The sequence below is a fragment of the Corallococcus sp. BB11-1 genome, assembly GCF_026626625.1.
Lineage (GTDB): Bacteria > Myxococcota > Myxococcia > Myxococcales > Myxococcaceae > Corallococcus > Corallococcus soli.
Genome location: NZ_JAPNJY010000031.1, coordinates 309,204 through 330,048 on the forward strand (window position 1 = coordinate 309,204; position 20,845 = coordinate 330,048).

17 protein-coding genes are annotated in these 20,845 nt (G+C 71.4%); 11 read left to right on the forward strand and 6 right to left on the reverse strand.

What is annotated here, in order from left to right; genetic code table 11:
- Positions 1–28: 28 nt before the first annotated feature.
- Positions 29–1,240: a DUF790 family protein gene (locus OV207_RS27355; RefSeq protein ID WP_267558004.1), complete on the forward strand. Its 1,212-nt coding sequence runs from the start codon at positions 29–31 to the stop codon at positions 1,238–1,240.
- A 27-nt stretch (positions 1,241–1,267) separates the two neighbouring features.
- Here the strand turns inward: OV207_RS27355 and OV207_RS27360 are convergent, their stop codons facing one another.
- On the reverse strand, positions 1,268–1,633 hold the full coding sequence (locus tag OV207_RS27360) for a helix-turn-helix transcriptional regulator (RefSeq protein WP_120532873.1): 366 nt from the start codon (positions 1,631–1,633) through the stop codon (positions 1,268–1,270).
- Positions 1,634–1,763: 130 nt separating this feature from the next.
- Between OV207_RS27360 and OV207_RS27365 the strand changes: the two genes are divergently transcribed.
- The 3 genes from OV207_RS27365 (at position 1,764) to OV207_RS27375 (ending at position 4,409) form a co-directional block, all read left to right on the forward strand.
- Positions 1,764–2,126 carry a response regulator gene (locus tag OV207_RS27365; protein WP_267558005.1) on the forward strand — a complete coding sequence of 121 codons (363 nt, stop codon included), beginning with the start codon at positions 1,764–1,766 and terminating at the stop codon, positions 2,124–2,126.
- Positions 2,127–2,195: 69 nt separating this feature from the next.
- A complete protein-coding gene (locus tag OV207_RS27370) occupies positions 2,196–3,026 on the forward strand; it encodes a metallophosphoesterase family protein (RefSeq protein ID WP_193428823.1) in 831 nt (276 codons plus the stop codon).
- A 93-nt stretch (positions 3,027–3,119) separates the two neighbouring features.
- Positions 3,120–4,409, forward strand: a complete 1,290-nt coding sequence (locus tag OV207_RS27375) for a DUF418 domain-containing protein (RefSeq protein ID WP_267558006.1) — start codon at positions 3,120–3,122, stop codon at positions 4,407–4,409.
- Positions 4,410–4,525: 116 nt separating this feature from the next.
- On the opposite strand, the gene OV207_RS27380 is transcribed toward OV207_RS27375, so the two are convergent.
- Positions 4,526–6,781, reverse strand: a complete 2,256-nt coding sequence (locus tag OV207_RS27380; protein WP_193428825.1) for a M4 family metallopeptidase — start codon at positions 6,779–6,781, stop codon at positions 4,526–4,528.
- A 471-nt stretch (positions 6,782–7,252) separates the two neighbouring features.
- Between OV207_RS27380 and OV207_RS27385 the strand changes: the two genes are divergently transcribed.
- Genes OV207_RS27385 through OV207_RS27395 form a run of 3 tightly spaced genes read left to right on the forward strand, consistent with a single transcriptional unit; the run spans position 7,253 to position 12,932 of the window.
- The gene (locus tag OV207_RS27385) at positions 7,253–10,183 is read left to right on the forward strand and encodes a chemotaxis protein CheB (protein ID WP_267558007.1); all 2,931 of its coding nucleotides are present in this window, start codon (positions 7,253–7,255) and stop codon (positions 10,181–10,183) included.
- Positions 10,184–10,224: 41 nt separating this feature from the next.
- Positions 10,225–11,928 carry a hybrid sensor histidine kinase/response regulator gene (locus OV207_RS27390; protein ID WP_267558008.1) on the forward strand — a complete coding sequence of 568 codons (1,704 nt, stop codon included), beginning with the start codon at positions 10,225–10,227 and terminating at the stop codon, positions 11,926–11,928.
- Between the two features lie 29 nt (positions 11,929–11,957).
- Positions 11,958–12,932: an NADPH:quinone oxidoreductase family protein gene (locus OV207_RS27395; RefSeq protein ID WP_267558009.1), complete on the forward strand. Its 975-nt coding sequence runs from the start codon at positions 11,958–11,960 to the stop codon at positions 12,930–12,932.
- 18 nt (positions 12,933–12,950) lie between these two features.
- Here OV207_RS27395 and OV207_RS27400 read toward each other — a convergent pair whose 3' ends face one another.
- A complete protein-coding gene (locus OV207_RS27400) occupies positions 12,951–13,355 on the reverse strand; it encodes a hypothetical protein (protein WP_193428827.1) in 405 nt (134 codons plus the stop codon).
- 99 nt (positions 13,356–13,454) lie between these two features.
- Positions 13,455–14,726: an endonuclease/exonuclease/phosphatase family protein gene (locus OV207_RS27405; protein WP_267558010.1), complete on the reverse strand. Its 1,272-nt coding sequence runs from the start codon at positions 14,724–14,726 to the stop codon at positions 13,455–13,457.
- Between the two features lie 276 nt (positions 14,727–15,002).
- On the opposite strand from OV207_RS27405, the gene OV207_RS27410 reads away from it, so the two are divergent.
- On the forward strand, positions 15,003–16,115 hold the full coding sequence (locus tag OV207_RS27410) for an XdhC family protein (RefSeq protein ID WP_267558011.1): 1,113 nt from the start codon (positions 15,003–15,005) through the stop codon (positions 16,113–16,115).
- 37 nt (positions 16,116–16,152) lie between these two features.
- Positions 16,153–16,719 (forward strand): nucleotidyltransferase family protein, encoded by a 567-nt coding sequence (locus OV207_RS27415; RefSeq protein ID WP_267558012.1) that lies wholly within the window; start codon positions 16,153–16,155, stop codon positions 16,717–16,719.
- 2 nt (positions 16,720–16,721) lie between these two features.
- Here OV207_RS27415 and rpiA read toward each other — a convergent pair whose 3' ends face one another.
- Entirely contained in the window at positions 16,722–17,429 is a 708-nt protein-coding gene (rpiA, locus tag OV207_RS27420; RefSeq protein ID WP_193428831.1) for a ribose-5-phosphate isomerase RpiA, read from the reverse strand.
- A 26-nt stretch (positions 17,430–17,455) separates the two neighbouring features.
- Positions 17,456–18,652: an AI-2E family transporter gene (locus tag OV207_RS27425; RefSeq protein WP_267558013.1), complete on the reverse strand. Its 1,197-nt coding sequence runs from the start codon at positions 18,650–18,652 to the stop codon at positions 17,456–17,458.
- Between the two features lie 430 nt (positions 18,653–19,082).
- Here OV207_RS27425 and OV207_RS27430 point away from each other — a divergent pair, with 430 nt between their 5' ends.
- Together OV207_RS27430 and OV207_RS27435 are read left to right on the forward strand one after the other, a co-directional pair.
- Complete coding sequence (locus tag OV207_RS27430; RefSeq protein WP_267558014.1) at positions 19,083–19,457, forward strand: VOC family protein; 375 nt, start codon at positions 19,083–19,085, stop codon at positions 19,455–19,457.
- A gap of 39 nt (positions 19,458–19,496) precedes the next feature.
- Entirely contained in the window at positions 19,497–20,843 is a 1,347-nt protein-coding gene (locus tag OV207_RS27435; protein ID WP_267558015.1) for a hypothetical protein, read from the forward strand.
- The last annotated feature ends 2 nt before the right edge of the window (positions 20,844–20,845 follow it).

The window sequence follows — 20,845 nt, forward strand, 5'->3', positions numbered from 1 at the left end:
CGCCCCCGCCCTCTCACGGAGGCCCCGCATGCTGACGCGTGAACTGCTCGCCTCGCGGGTGCGTGAAGGCATCCTGCGCCCTTCCTTCATCAAGGCGCACGACCCGTCCCTCCAGGCGCTCGCGAAGGAGCTGCTCGCGGACGCGGAGGCCTTCCGGGGTCAGGCCCGCGACGACGTGGAGGAGGCCTTCGCGCTCAAGGCCGGCGCGTTCAGCCGCCCCAAGGTCGCGCGCGGGCTGGTGAAGCTGCTGATGGACCGGCTCCTCTTCGACGAGGCCGGCGAGGGCGCGCAGGAGGCGCGCTGGCGGACGCTGCTCGTGGGCGCGAAGGTGCTGCGCACGCTGCCCCCGGACACGACGCTGGAGGCCTACGAAGCGCGCCTCCACGAAGCCCTGGACGCGCCGCTCGAGGCCACCCGCGAGGCGCTGTACACGGACCTGCCCGGCAACCGGAAGCTGCTCGGCTGGGACGGCGAAGCGCTCACGCCGCAGGGGCTGCTGGACCGCTACAACCTGGCGCTCGCGCAGGGGCCGCTGCTCAACGCCCGGCGCCTCACCCTGCGCGCGCGGGCGCCGGAGCTGCTGCGCGTGCGCAAGCTGCTGCGCTGGCTGAAGTTCTGCCGGCTGGTGGCGGAGGTGCGGCGCGACGGCGAGGACTGGTCGCTGGAGGTGGAGGGCCCCGGCGCCATGCTGTCCCTCCAGAAGAAGTACGGCCTCCAGCTCGCGAGCTTCCTGTCCGTCGTGCCGCTGCTGGAGCGCTGGGAGCTGTCCGCGGTGCTGGAGGACGCGCGCAAGCAGTCCACGCTCCAGCTGAGCCACGAGGATCCGCTGGTGTCGCCCCTGCCGGCCGCGCTGGGGCACGTGCCTCCGGAGGTCGCCGCGCTGTCGGAGGCCTTCGAGGATGCCGCCTGGGAGCTGGACCTGACGCCCCGGCCCCGCCACACCGGCGCCGCGGGCCTGTGCGTGCCCGACCTCACCTTCCGCCACCGGAAGACGGGCCACGAGGTGGCGCTGGAGCTGTTCCACCCCTGGCACGCGGGCCCCCTGTCGCGGCGCCTGTCGGAGCTGCGCGCGCGCCCGGACGCGGGCCTGCTGCTGGGCGTGGACCGGGCGCTGGCGAAGGAGGCGGCGGAGCGGCAGGTGCTGGAGGAGCACCCGCAGGTGGTGCTCTTCAACGGCTTTCCTTCCGTCCGGAAGCTGCGGGAGCGGCTGGCGCGCTGGGACGACGCGACGCCCTCCTGAAGGGCGCCACGCGCACCCCCGGGCGCATCAGCCCCGGGGCTTGAACTGCGAGGCCAGCACGCTGAGGATCCGGATGGAGCCCCGGTCCAGCTGCTTCGCGCGGCGAAGCAGGCGGCGCAGCTCCGCGGACTCGCCGTAGTCGGACGGAGGCTCCGCGGCCCACTTCACGTCCTGCGACGGCTTGAGGCCCAGCGCCTCGTCCGCGGAGATGGACAGCACCACGCACAACCGCCGGAAGGTCTGGATGCTGGGCAGCATGTGGCCACGCTCCAGCCGCCCATAGACTTCACTCGCGATGCCGATGCGCTCCGCCACGTCCGCCTGGGTCAGGTTCAGGCGGGTGCGGGCGACGCGGGCCGCACCTCCGAGCCGGGATGCGAGGGTCTTTTCCATGGGGTCGTTAACCTACCGGGTTCGCCCATGTCGATATGACTTGAGAGGTTGGCTTCCAAGAACTTCCGGGGTAGGCTTGTCGCGACACAACCTCTTGCGTTACGCCTGTCTTCACCACCTGGTGGCCTTCATGCGCGCGCAATCCCCTCCCGTCCCCAGCTTCCTCTTCGTCGACGCGGATCCACGCGCGCTCGCCGCGCTGCGGCGGCTGGTGAGGGATCTTCCCGGGCTCAAGCGCTTCGCCCTGGGCGCGCGCGAAGCGGTGCGGCTCATGCGCGAAGCGGCGCCGTCCGTGGTGGTGAGCGGCTATGGCCTGCCGGACGGTGACGGGCTGTGCCTGCTCGCGTGCGTGCGCGACCGGCTCCCCGGGACCGCGTGCGCGCTGCACACCTCGCAGCCGCCCCTGCGCGCGCTGGAGGGCCAGGGCATCACCTGGATGGACCGCGCCGCCCCGCCGCAGCAGGTGCTGGCGCTGCTCGCGTCCCTGGGCTGAAGCGGCCTCCGCCCCGCCTTCCCGTGCCGAGCGCGGGCCCGCGCGTTAAGGTGGTGGCCGGCCCACGTCATGAAGCTCTACGCCATCAGCGACCTGCACCTGCGACACACCGAGAACCACCAGGCCCTGGCGGCGCTCGCGCCACGTCCGGACGACTGGCTCATCGTCGGTGGTGACGTGGGCGAAACGCTCGCGGACATGGACCTGATGCTGCGCACGCTCACCGCGCGCTTCCGGCAGGTCGTCTGGGTGCCGGGCAACCACGAGCTGTGGTCCATGCCCTCCGAACAGCCGCCCCTGCGCGGCGAGGCGCGCTACCTGCGCATGGTGGACCTGTGCCACCGCTACGGCGCGCTCACGCCGGAGGACCCCTACCCGCGCTGGCCCGGCGACGGCCCGCACCGCGTCGTCGTCCCCATGTTCCTGGGCTACGACTACACCTTCCGCCCGGACACCGTGCCGGTGGAGAAGGCGCTGGAGTGGGCGTGGGAGGACGACCTGATGTGCACGGACGAGGTGCTGCTGCACCCGGAGCCGTACCCCACCCGTCAGGCCTGGTGCCACGCGCGCGTGGAGCGCACGCGCGCCCGGCTGGAGCGGCTGCCGCAGGGGGCGTCCACCATCCTCATCAACCACTACCCGCTGCGCTACGAGCACGTGCGGCTGCCGCGCATCCCGCGCTTCTCCATCTGGTGCGGCACGCGCCTCACCGAGGACTGGCACACCCGCTACCGCGCGGAGGTGGTGGTGACAGGGCACCTGCACATGCCGGCCACCCTGTGGCGCGACGGCGTGCGCTTCGAGGAGGTCTCCCTGGGCTACCCCCAGCAGTGGCGGCACCGGGGTGGACTGGAGCGCTGCCTGCGCGAGGTTCTGCCCGGCCCGGAGAAATCCGGCTGAACTGAGGGAAGCACCGCGGCGGGGCGCACGTCGCCCTGGGCGGGCCCCGGGTGCGTTTGACGGTGTCGAGGGCGCGGGCGTGTAGTTCGCGCCATGCCCGAACCTTCCTCCGCCGGTCCCGTCGACGTCTCCGAGCGCGTGCACCTGCTGGACGCCCTGCGCGGCTTCGCGCTGTGCGGCGTCTTCCTCTCCAACAGCGTCACCTGGTTCAGCGGCCGGGCGCTCCTGCCGCGCGAACAAGCGCAGGCGCAGGGCGCTCCACTGCTGGAGACGGTGGTGGGCGCGCTCTACGCCTTCCTCATCGACCAGAAGTTCGTCACCCTCTTCTCATTCCTCTTCGGACTGGGCTTCTCGCTGCAGATGTCGCGCGCGGAGGCGCGGGGCGCGTCCATCGTGCCGGTGTACCGGCGCCGGCTGGGGGTGCTGCTGCTCATCGGCCTCACGCACATGTTCGCGGTGTGGGTGGGCGACATCCTGAGCACGTACGCGCTGGTGGGCTTCGCGCTGCTGTTGTTCAGGAAGCGCTCCGACCGCGCGGTGCTCACCTGGGTGCCGGTGCTCTTCGTCGTCGTGCCGCTGCTCATCTCCGTCGCGCAGCGCTACGGCCCGGAGCTGCTGCACGGCGCGGAGGCGGCGGCCCTCTCCGCGAAGGCGAAGCGGGCCGAGGACGTGGCGAATCGCTCGGCGTTCCTCGCGGGCCTGTCCAGCGACTCCGTGGTGACGTCCCAGGCGGCCAACGCGAAGTTCGCCTGGCAGGGCCTGGCCAACCCCGGCCGCCCGGCGTGGCTGTGCATCATCCTGGGCCGCTTCCTGCTGGGCCTGTGGGCCGGACGACAGCGGCTGCTGGAGGACGTGGAGCGCCACCGCAAGCTGCTGCGCCGGCTGCTGGCGTGGGGGCTGGGGGTGGGGGTGGCCATCGCCACCCTGTCGCTGGTCATCAACCTGCGCAACCGGGGCACCGCGTGGCCCGCCAGCCCCACGCCGTGGATGCTGGGGCTGCGCACGCTGCGGGAGGTGGGCTACCTGTTCATGGGCACGGGCTACGCGGCGGCCTTCGCGCTGCTCTTCCAGAGGGAGCGCGGCCGGAAGGTGCTGGGCGTGCTCGCGCCCGCGGGCCGCATGGCCCTGTCGCTGTACCTGATGCAGTCGCTGGTGAGCGTGTGGCTGTACGACGGCTGGGGCCTGGGCTCCGTCGGGCACCTGCCCATGTCGCGCGTCATGCTGCTGTCGCTGGGCGTCTTCGCGGTGCAGGTCGTCCTGGCGCGCCTGTGGCTTTCGCGCTTCCGCTTCGGCCCGGTGGAGTGGGTGTGGCGCTCGCTCACCTATGGCAGCGCCCAGCCCATGCGGCTTGCCTCCGCGAGCCCGGCGCGCGCGGCGCACTGACTCCAGCGGCAGGAAGACGCAGGACAAAAAAGAACCCCGGGTCCCGCCGAGGAAAGCGGGAACCGGGGTCTGGAGGAGAGGGGCGCGGCCTCAAGCCGCGCCCCCTTCCGTGCGAACTACCGGACCTTGTACGAGGCGCCGAAGGTCGTCTTGATGTAGCCGTTCACCTCGGTGTCCACCAGGCTCGGCACACCGACGATGGTGATGTAGTAGCGACCGGCGGGGCGGTTGCGCAGCACGATGCTCTCCGTCGCGCTCTCCTTCACACCGCGGGCGATGTAGGAGGTGAACGTGGGGGCCGAGCCGTACTGCACGTAGACGTCCGCGTTGCCCTCGCCCTCACCCAGCGCGATGGACAGCGTGTTGATGCCGGAGTCCAGCTTGAACTCGGGCATGTCGATGATGTAGGTGCGGCTGGAGCCTTCCACGCCCGACAGGTTCTCCACGACGTACTCGTTGCCGATGTTCTCGAAGCCACCCTTCCAGGTGACCGTGAGCGACGTGCCGGAGTAGGTGGTGAAGCCCTTGATCATCACGTACCAGATGGCTTCCGTGCCGGAGGTCGCGAAGGTGCAGGTCTCCGCGTTGCCGGACTTGTACGGACGGCAGTCGTACAGCGAGTCCGTGGGGGCGTTGGCGCGACGGACGTAGAGGTCCGCGTCACCCGTGCCACCGGCCATCGTGAACGTCACGTCCGTGGCGCCCTCGGGGATGGTGATGGAGAAGTACTGCTTGCTGCCGGACGAGCCGTTGATGGGCGTGACGGTCGTGCCCTTTTCGACCGGGGTGGTGACCGGGGGAGGAACCGGCACGCCGACGCCGACGGCCTTCCACGCGTTGCCCACCGAGGCGACCTCATCCGCGGTGAAGCCCAGCTGGGTCGCGGCCTGCTCCGACGCGGTCTTCGCCGCCTCGAAGTTGGAGGACGCGATCAGGATGTCCGTGTTGATCTTGTAGATGACCTTGGCGGCCTTCTCGATGCCGATGCCGGCGACGACCTGGGTCGTCTTGGCGCGCGGGTGCGTGCCACCCTGGGACATCAGGTAGAACGCCAGGTTGGAGATACCCGAGCTGTAGTGCACGTCCACGCCGGAGGAGTAGTCCGGGTAGTAGTCGAGCGAGTCCCCGTCCTTCGTGGGCTCGTCCATGTAGCGCAGGCCGTCACCCGGGATGCTGGGCGTCCAGACGTCGTCGCCGACGATCCAGGTGTTCGCGTCGATGACCTTGCCCTTGCCGTACCACTCGCACACCGCTCCGAAGATGTCGGAGAAGGACTCGTTGAGGCCACCGGACTCACCGGAGTAGGTGAGGTTGGACTCCGCCGAGGTCACCGCGTGCGTCAGCTCGTGCGCCGTCACGTCCAGCGAGTTCGCCAGGTTGGAGGCGTTCACGCCGTCGCCATCGCCGTACACCATCTGGGTGCCGTCCCAGTAGGCGTTGACGTAGTTGTTGCTGTAGTGGACGTAGCTCTTCAGCACCTTGCCGGCGTTGTCGTACGAGTCGCGGCCGAACAGCTCGCTGTAGCAGTTGTAGACGGTCCCGAGGTGGTCGTAGTTGTTGTTCACGACCGGGTCGGCGTGGGCCGGGTCACCCTCGAAGCGCGCACGGACGGCCGTGGGCAGCGACGTGCGGTGCTCCAGGTCACGCACTTCGCGGTTGAGCGCGGAGTGGATGTTCGGACGGATCTCGAACACTTCGCCCGTCTTCGCGTTCACCAGCACCGTGTTGTCCACCGGCGTGGTGTCCTTCAGCTCGCCCTTGACGCGAACTTCGTACGTCAGGATCAGCTCGTTGCCGGAGCGGTGGTAGACGAGCTGGGGCTCGCCCTCGGTGGAGGCGCGCTCGGGAGCGGTGCGGTCACCCGTCGCCGCGGCGATGGCCGCCTCGGCGGCGATGGTGGCCTTCGCCTCGCCCTTCAGGTCGCCACGGGCGTTCGTGTTCACCGCGAACACGGTGCCGTTGCGGGCGTGCAGGCGGACTTCCGCGTCGCGCACCAGGATGCCGTTGTGGGTCACGCCATAACGGAAGTGGGTGTCGCCGTCGAAGCCGACGTAGGCCTTCTTCAGGAACAGGTCGTTCGGGTCCAGGCGGAACATCGGGGCCACGCCCGCGAGCACCGGGGCCAGCTGCTGGGGAGCAGCAATGCCCTGGATGGCCGACGGTGCGGGAACGGAACCAAAGGAACCGGTGACGAAGGTGGGGACCGCGTCCGTGTCGGCCGCGATCACCTTCTGACCCGCCGACAGGTTGGCGGACGCCTTCTGCAGGTTCGCGTCCTCCGTGTTCGCGGCAGGAGCACCTTCGGTGCAGGCACCAACCATCAGGGACAGGGCTGCGGCACCCAGGGCGCCGCGTACTCGCTTCTCGTACATGTAATCCTCCTGCTAAGTGGAAAGATTAGAAACGACTGTGCCACAAGAGAGACGCGTATTTCAAGTACAGGCGAGAATTTTACGGATACGCTACTTCTCAGGAATTGAGAGTTCTCGCAACTGCTTGAAATGACGGGAGGAACCCACGCAGACCGGGGGAAACGAGCAATACGTCAAAGCTGTCAAGACCTGAGCTTCGGCTTTGAAGTACCTGTCGGTGGAAGCGTGCATTGAGTGAACGCCGGGGAGAATTTGCCGTCTCATTTATTCCCGACCCGGGGTGGGTCCTACATCACCGCTGACCGTCGCGAGCCCGTGGAGACGCTCCAGCGCCCGGGGGCGCGGTGGGCTATCAGGGGGCGGAAGGGCGCCCCGCCCACGTGATGCCGTGTGGGACGAGCGCCGAAGGGACCTTCCGTGAAGAAACAGCAGCCCCCTTCCCCTCCGCCGGCCTCCTCACCTGAGGAGGCCGTGGGCGCGAAGACGTTCCCGGACCGCTTCCCCGTGGTGGGGGTGGGGGCTTCCGCGGGCGGACTGCCGGCGTTCCTGGCCCTGCTGGAGCATCTGCCCACGCGGACGGGCATGGCGTTCGTGCTCGTGCAGCACCTGTCTCCCCAGCACGAGAGCGCCCTGCCGGAGCTGCTGGCCCGGGCCACGAAGATGCCCGTGCTGGAGGTCACCGACGGCCTCACGCTCACGCCGGATCACGTCTATGTGAACCCGCCGGGGGTCAGCCTGACGCTCGACCACGGGACCCTGCGGCTGGGGCCTCCCGCGTCTTCCGCGCAGGGGCTGCGGCTCATCGACGACTTCCTGGCGTCGCTGGCGGAGCAGGCCCCCGGCCGGGCCATGGGCGTCATCCTCTCCGGCACCGGCTCCGACGGCACCCGGGGCCTGCGGGCCGTCCACGAGGCGGGGGGCACCACCCTCGTCCAGGAGCCGACGTCCGCCCACTTCGACGGCATGCCCCGGAGCGCCGTCGCGTCGGGCCTCGCGGACCACGTCCTGCCGCCGGAGGGCATCGCGGTCACCCTCGCCCAGCTCGCCAACCTGGACCCGCTCGCGCCGCATGCCCGGGCACCGGGCGCGCTGCCGGCCCCCGTGCTTCCCGAGGAGGGGTTGCAGCGGGTCTTCCAACTGCTGCGGGAGGCCCGGGGCGTGGACTTCACGCACTACAAGCCCAGCACCATCCACCGTCGCCTGGAGCGGCGGATGCATCTGGCCAAGATGGAGGACCTGGGCGCCTACCTTGGTTACCTGGAGGTGCACCCGGAGGAGCTGGAGCTGCTCCACCAGGACCTGCTCATCCACGTCACCAGCTTCTTCCGGGACCCCGCCACCTTCGAAGCGCTCCAGCAGAAGGTCTTTCCGGAGCTCTTCCAGGGCCGCCCTTCCCACCTCTCCGCCCCCTTCCGGGTCTGGATTCCGGGCTGCTCCACGGGCGAGGAGGTCTACTCGCTCGTCATGTGCCTGATGGAGTACCTGGGCGCGGCGGCTGAGGGGGCGCCCCTCCAGGTCTTCGCGACGGACGTGAGCGGGACCGCCATCGAACAGGCGCGCGCCGCCCTCTATCCGGAGTCCAGCGTGTCGGGCATTTCACCCGAGCGCCTGCGCCGCTTCTTCGTGAGGACGGAAGGCGGCTACCAGATCCACAAGTCGCTGCGGAACGTCTGCATCTTCGCGCAGCAGAACCTGGCGAGCGACCCGCCCTTCTCGCGGATGGACCTCATCGTCTGCCGCAACGTCCTCATCTACCTGGGCCCGGTGCTCCAGAAGAAGATCCTGCCCATCTTCCATTACGCCCTGCGGCCCGGAGGCTTCCTGATGCTGGGCACGTCGGAGACGGTGGGGGCCTCCGCGGACCTGTTCTCCCTGGTGGACAAGCGCAACAAGCTCTACCGCAAGAAGAACATGGCCCCCCAGCCGCACCTCACCTTCACCTATCGGGAGTCGCTGTCGGAGCGGCCCCCGCACGCGCGGCGCAAGCTGGAGCCCGGCGTGACGGACATGGATGCACAGAAGGAAGCGGACCGGCTGGTGCTCGCCCGGTACGGGCCTCCCGGCGTCATCGTCAATGAGGACCTGGAGATCCTCCACTTCCGCGGCCACACCGGGCCCTACCTCGAACCGCTCCCCGGGGTCGCGAGCCTCCACCTCATCAAGATGGCGCGCGAAGGGCTGGCGCTGGAGCTGAGGAGCGCCCTGCACCAGGTGAAGAAGAACGCCAGCCGGGTGCGCAAGGAGGGGCTGACCGTCTCCGGGGGAGAACGGCAGCGCAAGGTCAACCTGGAGGTGCACCCGCTGCCCCCGACGCGCGAAGCAGGGCACTGCTTCCTCGTGCTCTTCGAGGAGGCGCATGACGTCCTCGCCGCCCCCGCGCATAAGGGCCCCCGCGGCCGTAAGCACGCCTCCAGGGAGCCCGAGCGCGACCTTGAGCAGGAGCGGCTGCGCGAGGAGCTGCTCCTGACCCAGGAACACCTCCAGACGCTCGCGGAGGAACAGGAGGCGACGACCGAGGAGCTGCGCTCCGCGACCGAGGAGCTCCAGTCCAGCAACGAGGAGCTGCAGAGCACCAACGAGGAGCTGGAGACCGCGAAGGAGGAGCTCCAGTCCACCAACGAGGAGCTCATCACCGTCAACGAGGAGCTGCAGAACCGCAACCTCGAACTCAGCCAGCTCAACGGCGACCTGAACAACCTGATTGGCAGCACCCACATCGCCACCGTGATGCTGAGCAACGACCACCGCATCCGCCGCTTCACCCCCATGGCGGAGGAGGTGCTGAAGCTGTCCGCCGCGGACATCGGGCGGTCCCTGCGCGAGGTGAAGCTGGCCCTGCCCCTGCCGGACCTGGAAGCCGCCGTGACGGAGGTCACCGAAAAGCTCGGCGTCATCGAGCAGGAGGTGCGCGACGGCACCGGGCACTGGTATTCGCTGCGGCTGCGCCCCTACAGGTCCCAGGACAACAAGATTGAAGGCGCGGTGATGACGCTGCTGGACATCGACCGGCTCAAGTCCAGCCTGGACGAGTCCCGCCGCTCACGGGAGTACGCCAAGGCCATCGTGGAGACGATGCGCGAGCCCTTCCTGGTGCTGGACGCGGGCCTGCACGTCATCAACGCCAACCCGGCCTTCTATTCCACCTTCCAGGTGAGCCAGGAGCAGACCCTGGGGCACACGCTCTACACGCTCGGCAACGGCCAGTGGAACATCCCCCAGCTGCGCCACCTGCTGGAGGAGGTCCTGCCCCTGAACAAGCACCTGCGGGACTTCGTGATGGAGCACGGCTTCAACACCATTGGTCACCGGCGGATGCTGCTCAACGCCCGGCAGCTCTCCAGTGAAACAACCGGCGTCCAATACATCCTGCTCTCCATTGAGGATATAACCCGGGAGACCTGACCCTCGCGGAAGTGAGGGCGGGCGGGTCCGGGGGGAAGTCCATGGATGGGCGGAGCGGGAAGAAGCAGGCGGACCTCACGCAGGCGCTGCACACCCTGGAAAACAGTCCCAACGCGCCGGAAGAGCTGCGCGGGCTGCTCCGGGAGCTGCAACGCCACCAGCTGGAGCTGGAGCTGCAGAACCGCGAGCTGCAGGAGGCCCAGCAGGCGCTGGAGGAATCCCGCAACCGCTACATGGAGCTCTACGACTTCGCGCCCATGGCGTGCGCGAGCCTGGACGCGAACGGCTGCATCCAGGACCTGAACCTCACCGGCGCGAACCTGCTGGGCCAGAACCGTTCGTACCTGCAGGGGCTGCCCTTCACCCCCTTCGTGGACCCGGTCGACGTGGGCCGCTTCTTCGGCCACCTGCGCCAGTGCATCGACGGTGAGACGGTGAGCACGGAGCTGCGGCTGAGGATCGCGCGGAGGCAGGTCGAGGTGCGCCTGGTGAGCGCGCCGCTCGAGGACACCGGGTCCCCCGTGCGCATGTGCCGGACCGCCATATTCGACATCACCGAGCTGCGGCAGATGCAGGTGCGGCTGAGCCTGGCGGAGCGGCTGGCCGCGGTGGGCACGCTCGCGGCGGGCATCGCCCACGAGGTCAACAACCCGCTCGCCTTCCTCATGGGCAGCCTCAGTCTGGCCACGCACGCGCTGCGGGCCCCGGCGCCGTCCTCGGTGGACCCGGAGCTGCTCGCCGTCGCACGCCATCACACCGGGGCGTCCCAGGCGCTCGAGGCCCTGGGCCATGCGCAGGCCGGCGCCGAGCGCATCCAGGACATCGTCAAGGACCTGGGCGCCTTCGCCCGCCCCACCGCGCCGCGGGAGCGCAGCGTCAACGTCGAGCAGGTGCTGGAGCTGGCCCTGAAGATGGCCATGGTGGAGATCCAACACCGGGCCCACGTCGTGCGGGACTACACGCCGGTCCCGGAGGTGGTCGCCGACAGCGTCCGGCTGGGGCAGGTCTTCCTCAACCTGCTGGTGAACGCGGCCCAGGCGATTCCGGAGGGGATGGCTTCCCGCCATGAAATCCGCGTCCGGCTCCGGGCTTCCGCCGAGGGCGTGTTCGTGCACATCCAGGACACGGGCGAGGGCATGGCCCCGGACATCCTGGAGCACATCTTCGACCCCTTCTTCACCACCCGGCCCATGGGCCAGGGCCTGGGGCTGGGCCTGGCCATCAGCCACAACCTGGTGTCACAGATGAACGGCGCCATCACCGTGGACAGCGCGCCGGACCAGGGCAGCACCTTCACCGTCCGGCTTCCGGCGGCGCCGTCACCGGTCCAGCCCCGAGTGCCGCCGCCGCCCACGCCGCCCCCCACTCCCCTCCCGCGCGGGAGGATCCTCATCGTGGATGACGAGCGCTCCTTCGGGGCGACCTTGCGCCTGTTGCTGATGGACGCCCACGAGGTGACCTACACCCCCAGCGCGAAGCAGGCCCTGGAGTGGCTGCGCGAGGGGCGGCGCTACGACGCCATCCTCTGCGACCTGATGATGGCGGAGGTGACGGGGAAGCAGTTCCACGCGGCGCTCCGCGAGCAGGCTCCCGAACAGGCCCTGCGCATCATCTTCATGACCGGGGGCGCGTACACCCCCAGCTCCCGGGAGTTCGTGGAGCAGTTGACCCTCCCCCTCATCGACAAGCCCTTCAAGCGCGAGACACTCGACGCGCTGCTGGCTCCCCTGCTCGCGCGCGCATGAACTAGCGTCCGCGCTTCGGGAGGCGACACATGCGCGCGCTACAGGTGCAGAAGCTCACGGGGCCGGACGGACTGGTGGTGGTGGACGTGCCGGAGCCGGAGGCCGGGGACGCGGTGCTCATCGACGTGGTGGCGGCCGGGGTGAGCTTCCCGGATCTGCTGCTGTCCCAGGGCAAGTACCAGCTGAAGCCGGAGCTGCCCTTCGTGCCGGGCGTGGAGGTGGCGGGCGTGGTGCGGCAGGCCCCCTCCGGCGCGCGCGTGAAGGCCGGCGACCGGGTGATGGGCTTCTCCTTCACCCTGGGCGGCTTCGCGGAGGTCTGCGCGGTGGCGCCGGAGCTGGCGTTCCCCATCCCCGCCGCCTGGAGCTTCGAGCAGGCCGCGGGCGTGGTGATGAACTACCACACGGCGCACTTCGCGCTGCACCGGCGCGGTCAGCTCAAGGCCGGGGAGACGGTGGTGGTGCACGGCGCGGCGGGCGGCGTGGGCACGGCGGCGGTGCAGGTGGCGAAGGGCGCCGGGGCGCGCGTGCTGGCGGTGGTGGGCGACGCGCGCAAGGCGGAGGTGGCGAAGCGCGCGGGCGCGGACGTCACGCTGCTCGTGGGCGACTGGCCCGCGGGCGTGCGCGAGGCCACGGACGGCCAGGGCGCGGACGTGGTGCTGGACGTGGTGGGCGGGGACGTCTTCGACAAGAGCCTCAAGGCGCTCGCGCCCGAGGGACGGCTGCTGGTGGTGGGCTTCGCGGGAGGACAGATTCCGTCGGTGGCGGTGAACCGGCTCTTGCTGCGCAACGTGTCCGTGGTGGGCGTGGCGTGGGGCGCCTTCCTGATGCACGAGCCCGGGTTGACGGCCAGCATCGCCAGGGACCTGGAGGCGCTCGCCGAGCGCGGCATCCTCCAGCCCCTGGTGGGCAGCGTCTTCCCGCTGGAGGAGGGCGCCAAGGCGCTGCGCGAGCTGGAGTCGCGCGCGGCCATGGGCAAGGTCGTCCTCCGGGTGAAGGCCGGCTGACGCCAGGGCCCCGGGCCGTCAGTCCAGCGGCGAGGGGGTCCCCGCCTCGCGCTCCAGGACGTCCGCGGCGCGGGCGTCGCGGGGCAGGCCGAAGCGGGCGCGCGAGCACGTCAGCAATTCGCCCGCGTAGACGCTGTCCGCGAGCGCCTCCGCGTAGCGGCCGTGGGCCTCGCACAGGCGGGCCCGCTCATCCACCAGCCGGGCGAGGATGCGCGCCTGCTCCGGGTGGGTGAAGAGGCCGACGACGGAGCGGGCATCGAAGCGGGTGAGCGTCTCGAACTCCATGCCCAGCGACGCCGTGCACGCTTCGCGGATGTGCCCCAGGCACGCCTCCCAGGAGGCGCGGGTCCGGATGATGGCCGGCACCGAGCGGCCAAGCTCCCGGACGGCGTTGAGCAGGAAGGCGTGTCGTAGGACGGGCATCCGGATTGCCACTACAGCCTGTTCGGCCTGAATCATCCAGACGCGCCCCGCCGGGTCCCTCCGGCGGAGCGCGTTCACGGCCTGCCCGCCTCCCCGACGTCAGCTCGAACGGGGCGGCGGCTTCGCGGGCGCCGCGCCGGTGAAGCGGTAGTGCGCCACCACCGGCTGGTGGTCGGAGGACTCGGTGGAGCGGTCCACCTCGAAGAGGACGGGGGCCAGCGAGCGCGTCGCGTAGAAGTTGTCGAAGCGCTTGCCCGTGGCGTGGACGACACCGTGGCTGTCCGGCAGCGACGTGAGCGTGGCGCAGTCCGCGACGTCCTGCAGGCGCAACCACGCGGGGCTGCCCTTGGGGACCTGGCCCGCGCCCAGCTCCGCGCGCGCGAGCTGGGGCGTCGTCAGGGAGTGGTCCGCCAGCCGCACCCGCACCGTCGTCGCGTGGCACACCGTCTCCGGCAGCTCCTGCTCCAGGACATGCAGCTCGTGGCGCAGACGCGGGTCGGCGATGTTGCCCACGCCCCGGTCGCCCACCGTCACGTGGTGGAGGTCGCCGTAGCGCAGGCGGTACTCCTCGATGGTGTCCGTGTCGTTGTCCTGCTGCGGGTGCAGGTGCGCCATCAGCCACGAGCCGCCGCGCTTGATGGCGGTGTTGGCGTTGAAGTCGCCCAGCACCACGGCGGCGACGCCCTCGCGCTGGCGCACGAGCGCGTTGAGCTGGTGCAGGTTGTGCGCGTTGACGCCCGGGTCCCCGAGCGCGTGGTGCACGTTGTAGAAGTAGACCGGGCGTCCCTCCACCTCCGCCTTCATCCACAGCACGCCCCGGTCCTCCACCAGCTCCCCGGCCTGTCCCTGGCGGGCGATGGCCGCCTGGCGTTCAGCGTCGGTGAGGACGTAGGTGAAGTGCGCGGCGTCCACGATGGGGTGGCGGCTCAGGTAGGCCTTGCCGTTCACCAGCCGCGTCCCGTCGTCGCCGTCGCTGCCCTGGTACACGAGGTGGAAGCCGAAGCGTGACGCGAGCAGCACCGACATGGGCACGCCCGCCTCCTGCAGGCCGATGACGTCCGGCATGCGGTCCTGGGCCTCGAGCTGGGTGAAGTACTCCAGCAGCGCCTCCTGGCGCTCGCCGCCCATGAGGATGTTGTAGCTCATCACCGTGAGGCCGGGCCCCCGGGGCGCGCGCGGCGACGGGTGGTGCACGATGAGGGTGCGTCCGTCGCCCAGCCGGCGCTCACTTGCGGGCAGCGGCACGGCGTGGAAGTCCGGCAGGGTGATGCTGGGGTCACGTCGGGGCATGATGTCCTCGCGTCCGCCCGGCTTGCGGCCGAGCAGGTGCCCCACGGCCGGCAGGTGCTCCAGCAGTTCGGGCATCTTCATGAGGACCTCCCCCACCCCGGGAACCGAGCGAGGGGCCGCGCCCCACCATCGGGCGCGAGGGGGTTGTGATGTCGGGCGTCACGCCGTGGCACTGATGATTCCACCGAGCCTCCATCCACGAGTCCTCCCCTCAAGTTCATGGCGGAAGGGCTTGTCCGCCAGCGTCATTCCGAGAGCGGGCGGTCGGCTGGACGCCTGCCCTGCGTGCGCGAGGCGACATCGGCTTGGCACGGGGCGGCGCACGGGTGATGGGTGGGGTGCTTAGATGGGCCGGCGATGAGAGAACTCGACGACATCCTGCGGGTGCGGGAGCGCGCCTCGGGGCCGGTGGTCCTGGCGACGGTGGTGGCGGTGTCCGGCTCGTCGTACCGGCGCCCCGGCGCGCGCATGTTGATGGGCGAGGACGGCTGGCTGGCCGGAGGCGTGAGCGGGGGGTGCCTGGAAGGGGACCTGGTGCGCAAGGCCTTCTTCTGGACGTCGGGCGGGCCGCGGGTGCTGCGCTACGACACCACCGGGGACAACGCCGAGGACGAGGGCGGCCTGTCGTTCGCGCTCGGGTGCAATGGCGTGGTGGACATCCTGCTGGAGCGCTGGGAGCCCGGCCCCGGGGACGCGCTCACCTTCGCGGCCGACGCGCGCGGGCGGTCGCTGCGCGCGGTCGTGGCCACCGTGTTCCGCGGGCCCGAGGCGGCCGTGGGCTCGCGGCTGATGCTGCGCGAGGACGGCGTGGAGGCGGGGAACCTCTCCGGCGGACTGCACGGGCCGGTGCACGCCGCGGCGACCGAAGCGCTGGTGCGCGGCCTGCCCTGGAGTGGCGCGTGCGGCGGCGCGGAGGTGCTGGTGGAGGTGGTGGAGCCGGCCCCGCCGGTGGTGGTGTTCGGCGGCGGCTTCGACGTGGCGCCCGTGGTGTCCCGGGCGCAGGGGCTGGGCTGGCACCTCACGGTGGTGGCGGACCGGCCCGTGGAGCTGCTGCGCCGGAGGTTCCCGCAGGCCCAGGCGTTCATCGCATCCAGGGCCACCGAGGTGCTGGAGAAGGTGCCGCTGTCCGCGCGCAGCCTGGTGCTGGTGATGACGCACAGCCTGCCGCAGGACCGGGAGCTGCTCGCGCGGCTGGTGCCGCTGCCGGTGCGCTACCTGGGCGTGCTGGGGCCGCGTGCGCGGACCGAGCGCATCCTGCGGGAGCTGCCGCAGCCGCCCACCGCCGCGCTGCTGGAGAAGCTGCACGCGCCCATGGGGTTGGACCTGGGCGCGGAAGGGGCGGATGAGATCGCCCTCTCCATCCTCGCGGAGCTGCAGACGGTGCTCGCGGGGCGGGGCGGGGGACGGCTGCGCGAGCGACAGGCGCCCATCCACGCGGATGCCCCCGCGCCGGAGCGCAGGTCCGCGTGACGGCCCTGCGTGCGGTGTCGTCCGCGCGGAGCGGGACATGACCGTGGCCGTCGTGCTGCTCGCGGCCGGGGCCTCTTCGCGCCTGGGCCAGCCCAAGCAGCTCCTCCTCCATGAGGGCGTCCCGCTGGTGCGGCGCGCGGCCCAGGCGGCCCTGGGCGCGGGCCCGGTGGTCGTCGTGCTCGGCGCCCGGCGCGAGGCGGTCGCGGCGGAGCTGGAGGGCCTCCGCGTGCGGTGCGTGGACAACCCGGACTGGGCACGGGGCCAGGGCTCGTCCCTGCAAGCCGGCCTGCGCGCCCTGCCCCCGGACGTGGACGGCATGCTGGTGATGCTCTGCGACCAGCTCCGCGTGGAGGCGGCCCACCTGCGCGCGCTCGTCGCCACGTTCGAGCGCACGCGCGCCCCCATCGTCGCCTCCGCCTACGCGGGCACCCGGGGCGTGCCCGCCCTCTTCTCGCGGGCCGTCTTCGACGAGCTGGCGGCGCTTCCGCCCGCGGAGGGCGCGCGCGGGCTCATCGCCCGCGACCCGTCACGCGTGGTGGAGGTGGCGCTCGCGGGCGGGGAGGAGGACGTGGACACCGCGCGGGACCTCTCACGCCTCACCTGACGTCACGCGCCCCGGACGCGGTGGGTGATGCCTTCGGGGCCGGCCACCACCAGGTCGGTGGTCAGGTTCAGGAACAGGCCGTGCGCCATCACCCCGGCGCGGGACTCCAGCCGCGACGCCAGCGCCGCCGCGTCGTGGATGGGACCGAAGTCACAGTCCAGCACCACGTTGCCCTGGTCCGTGTGGAACGGCGCGCCATCCAGCGCCAGGCGCACCGTCACGCGCGCGCCCAGGGACTCCAGGAACAGCGACTGCGAGCGCCACCCGAAGGCAAGCACCTCCACCGGCACCGGCCACTTCGTGCCCAGCCTGGGGGACAGCTTGGGCGCGTCCACCACGATGATCTCCCGCCGGCTGGCCTGGGCCACCACCTTCTCGCGCAGCAGCGCCCCGCCACCGCCCTTGATGAGGGACAGGTCCGGGGCCACCTCGTCCGCGCCGTCGATGGTGAGGTCCACCACCGGGTGCGTGTCCAGGGTCGTGAGCGGCACGCCCAGCGACGCGGCCAGCGCCTCGGTCGCGCGCGAGGTCGGCACGCCCACCACGTCCTTCAGCGTCCCCGCCGCCAGCAACGCGCCCAGGCGCCGCACCGCGAACGCGGCCGTGCTGCCCGTGCCCAGGCCCACCACCATGCCGGACTGGATGAAGTCCACGGCGCGCTCCGCCGCCGCGCGCTTGAAGGACGACGAAACGCTCTCATCGGAGGTCATGACGGGCCCGGTTCAGGAGGAACGGCTCAGTGCGGCGCCCCAGGATGCCCGGAGTCGGGCGGGGGCGCACGCCGCGCGTCGCTCCTGCCCTCGGGGGCGAGAGGACCCGCCAACAGTGCCTCGTCCGCGTTCCCCGGCACCGCCGGCCCCCGGGCCGCCGCCGCGAGCCGCCGCTCCCGCTTCCACGACTTGCGGCGCTCCCGCTGCACCTCGGTGAGCAGCACCTGCCCCGCCGCCGCCGCCGGCACCGCGAGGATGACGCCCAGCAGCCCCGCCACGGAGCCGCCCACCAGGGCCACCAGCGAGATGAGCAGCGGGTTCATCTTGATGGCGCGCCGCTGCACCAGCGGGCTGAGCAGGTGGGCCTCGAACTGCTGGTAGACCATGAACAGCGCCAGCGCGATGAGCGCGCGCCGCGACCCCACCGACGCCAGCGTGGTGACGCTCACCAGCAGCGCGGTGATGAAGCTGCCGATGTACGGGATGAGCCCCAGCACCATCGCCACCAGCCCCAGCGGCAGGAAGTACGGCACCCCCAGCGCCAGCGCCATCAGCGCCGTGAAGGCCCCACCCACGCTCACGATGAGCAGCGTGCCCACGAGGTAGTTGCCCACCGCCACGCGCATCCGCCCCACCACCCGGCGCACGCGGCCGCGCTGACGGGGGCGCACCCAGCCCAGGATGCTCGCGTAGAGGTCCTGGCCGAACAGCAGCCCGAACACCGCGAGCGCCAGCACGGTGATGCCCGCGCCCATCAGCTCCACCGTGGAGGACAGCACGGTGATGAGCGGCCGGGCCAGCACGCCAGGCTCCATGTTGAACGTGTCCTGCGGGCGCGACAGCACGCCGAAGTGTTCATCCAGCCGCTGCACCCACGGAGCCTTCGTCAGCTCCGCCAGGAAGCCCGGCGCCGCGTGCACCAGGTTCTCCAGTTGCTCGACGAGGAGCGGCACCAGCGTGAGGATGAGCAGGCCGGTGACGCCCAGCAGGGTCAGCGCGATGAGCGCCACGCCGAACCCCCGGCGCACGCCCCACGACTGCATCCGCCGCACGACGGGCTCCGCCGCGAGCCCCAGCAGCAGCGCCACCGCCAGCAGCGTCAGCACGGGCCCCAGGCGCTGCATCGCCGTGCCCAGCAGCACCAGCAGCACCACCTGCGCCCCCACCGACCACACCGTCCGGGGTGGCACGTAGACGGGCAGCCCTCTGCGCGAAGCCTTCATGCTCCCAAGGTAGGGAGTGCCCTCCAGGCGGGCGATGGCGCGCCGAAGGAGGAGGCCTTCCTGTCGGGTGCAGGACGGTGGCCGCGCGACCTGGGGCCCGGGAAGCAGGCGGGCAGCCGGGCCCGGGAGCAGGGCCGACCAGGAATCGCTGCCATCGCCCCCGCCGGAGGACCCTGCTCCGCCGCTCCAATTCCTGCGCGCCCAGGTTTGCCGTTTCGTCCGTCACCGGCCGCGTGATGGAGGGCACCGTTCCCAGGAGCGGCGTCAGAAGCAGCAAATGACAGCAAGACGGCCTCCACCCTGTGGAGGCCCCCCAAGGGCGGGGAAGGACGGGAGGCAGGCCGGGACGATCTGCCCCCTGCACGCAGGGTTTGGGAGGCAAACCGCGCATGGCATCCCTCCAGCGCCCGGGGCAGACTGCCGCGCCCATATGGACGACAAGCCCCACACGACGCGGTTGTTCGTGAAGCTGCTGGTGACGGACGCCCCGGCCTCCGTGCGCTTCTATGAAGGTCTCGGCTTCGAACGCATCGCGTCGGTTCCCCCCATCATCCGCCTCCAGTGGGGCGGCGAGTCGGATGTCTACCTCGTCAGTCCGCCCGCGGGCCTGAAGCTGGAGGGGAAGAAGGGCACGGGCGTGCTCGTGGGCTTCCGGGCGGGCGGGGCGGGCGTGGACGCCGTGGCCCAGAAGGCGACCGCGCTGGGCGCCCCCGTGGAAGGGCCGCACGTGCAGCCCTGGTACACGCGGGAGATCATCATCACTGACCCGGACGGCTATCGGCTCAACTTCATCGAGCCGGCCTGAGCCGCGGGTGCCGCCCCACCCCTTGATTGCCCCAGCGGCATGCGCCAGCCTGTCGCGGCCTCCGTGAGCACTCCCCGCTACTTCGTTCCCCACGCCGCGAGCCCCGCCGAGCCCGTGCCGTGCGATGCCGCCGAGGTCGTCCACGTCATGGATGCGTTCCGCCTGGAGCCCGCGTACCTGGGCGAGGCGGAGTGGTTCGTCTGCACCGACGTCGTGGGCCAGCTCCAGCTCATCCCCGGCAGTGACCGCGCGCGGCTGCCCGCATCCGTGCAGGCGCAGCTCGCGCACCACGAGGTCGCCGCGGGACGCCCCCCGCGCCGGCTGGCCGCGACGGAGCTGTTCTTCTTCTCCACCGAGCTGGTGGAGCACCCGGCGGACGCGGAGGGCTTCAACGACCCCGTCTACCTCTACGGCACCCTGACGGGCCCCTGGCCCGGAGACGCGGTGACGCGCGTGCCCGGACAGCTCACCGTGAGCCGGGGCGACGTGCTCGCGGGCTTCGTGCACGGCGCCCAGGATGCCTTCCGCTACGTGAAGGACGCGGAGCGCCGCGAAACGCCCAGCGCCTGGCATGCGCTCCTTCCGGGCGACCGCGCGGAGCAACTGGCCCAGGGCAAGGGCCTCGTCCTCGCCTACCCAGCGGTGCCCGCCGAACTCCAGACGCACAACGTCGCCAACGGCCCGCAGGTCGCCAGCGTGCTGCACGCCGTGCTGGCCCAGTTGCAGGAGGACGCGAAGGCGAACAAGGGCCCCCAGGCCATCGCCGCGCTGGACCTGCCCGTCGCCAGCCGCGCGCAGGCCGTCGCGGAGCTGGAGGTGAAGGGCTTCGAGGTGAAGGGCGACATCGCCATCCCGCGCCCCACGAAGGGCGGGCTGGTGGGAAGGCTCGCCGGCTGGTTCCAGGCCGAGGAGGTGCGCGTCCCCCGCGAAGCGCCCCTGTTCGAGTTCCTGGAGCTGTCGCGCAGCGTCCTGGGACTGCTGCCCGGCTGGCCCACGGAGACGGAGCGCGCGCTGCGCGCCCATGTGCACGCGGGCACGCTGTCCCCGGGTGCCGCGACGCCCCGCCTGCCGCCGCGCGCGCCGTTCCAGCCCGCGTCCATCCCGCCGCGCCTGCCCACCCCGCCCACGCGCTCCAGTGACTGGATGAACGACTTCCTGGATGCCCACGCGCGCAAGGGCGCCGCGACGCCCCGCCTCACGCCCATGCGGCCGGCGCCCGCGCCGCGCCCCGCGCCCGCGAAGCCGCCGTCGTCCCCCGCCGCGTGGCAGGCGGACTTCGCCGCGAGTCCGCCCGCACGTCCGGCGAACAAGCAGCCTCCGAAGCAACCGAAGTCGCCCGCTCCGCCCGGCAAGAAGCCGGACTGGATGAACGACTTCGAGGACTGACC